Annotated in this window: 2 protein-coding genes; both read right to left on the bottom strand. The window is 51.4% G+C overall.

Translation table 11 applies throughout. The annotated features are described in order from the left end of the window. Window positions 1-57: 57 nt before the first annotated feature. The gene (locus PRECH8_RS14330) at window positions 58-285 is read right to left on the bottom strand and encodes a hypothetical protein (protein WP_200967768.1); all 228 of its coding nucleotides are present in this window, start codon (window positions 283-285) and stop codon (window positions 58-60) included. 143 nt (window positions 286-428) lie between these two features. Beyond that, a complete protein-coding gene (locus PRECH8_RS14325; RefSeq protein WP_242457603.1) occupies window positions 429-992 on the bottom strand; it encodes a toll/interleukin-1 receptor domain-containing protein in 564 nt (187 codons plus the stop codon). Window positions 993-1,161 lie beyond the last annotated feature (169 nt).

Genomic DNA, 1,161 nt, shown 5'->3' with positions numbered 1-1,161 from the left:
ACAAACATTTTACACTCACGCGGATCGGTGAGATTCTGCCGGAAGGCTGTTCGTCCTTCACGATGTCACCCGCATTTCTGCCTCTTTGCGCAGGCGGGCGATAATAGAGTCGCGCTCGGATCGGATAGCTTCGATTTCTTGAGCGATTTCAGCGCGGCGCTTGGAAGAAGTATGGCGGTGGCCGCTTTCGAGTACCAGCTTGAGATGACGCTGGGCGAGGGAGAGCAGACGCCGTTCGGTGGCGGGGTCGATATCCAGCAGGTAAAGACGAATGGGCGTGGACATGAAAAAACGCCTCCTCGGAAGTTTGTTGTATGTTAGCTTCCAATTGGCGTAATTTCAAGATTATGATTGCATTAATAAGCTGTTAATGAGCTGTGGCGGATATATTATTTCCGAACAGCATATTCTACTGGACAAACAATGATTTACAGGGCGACAAGCTCTGCGATCTTTGCAGCAACGTCTGCCATTGGCTCTTCTGCAGTACTCAAACCGCTTCGCGATGCAAGCAAAGGACTTACTTCACGGAGAGCTTCAAACGTAGTTTCGTGCACAATCGGGACGAGTCGTTCACGAGCCAGAAGTGCTGAAAGTTCTTTATCTGCGATGCCTTCTGCTGGGAGTCGGCGTAACAACGCAGGGGTCACTAATACGATTCCAACTCGTGAATTCGCCAAACCCTTATCGATGGCACGAAGCAACGGCACGCCAAGAGCAACATCCTTTTCACTGAACCAAACAGAGACACCATGTGCCTCAAGTAAATCGTGTAGCTCTTTGGCAGCCCCCTGCCTGTCGTCCCACGCATGGCATAGGAAAACGTCCCGAAGATCAGTCTGCGTTGCTAGGCTTTCGACGTTGTTGCGGATTGGTATTAGTGCTCGAACTTGTTCCGGCGTGTACCAAACGGACGAACCTGCTCTCGACCAGCGCGGCTTAATACTACGAGTAGAATTTCCACCTCTGCTTCCTCCACCCCCGCTACTCATGGACGGGGAGTAAGTCGGGGTAGAGTACGATCCGTAGCTCCCAAAACTACCATAGCGGCCATAACGCCCACCACATGCTGGACAATTGGCTGCGGCACTTGCTGTTCTATGTCCCTTTACAGGAGCTGTGCATCTAGCCATGTTCCAACCTCCCTCAAAGAATTAATGT

It is taken from the genome of Insulibacter thermoxylanivorax (genome assembly GCF_015472005.1).
GTDB lineage: Bacteria > Bacillota > Bacilli > Paenibacillales > DA-C8 > Insulibacter > Insulibacter thermoxylanivorax.
The sequence above is the reverse complement of the archived record's forward strand: the minus strand, read 5'-3'. Positions and strand labels throughout refer to the sequence as shown.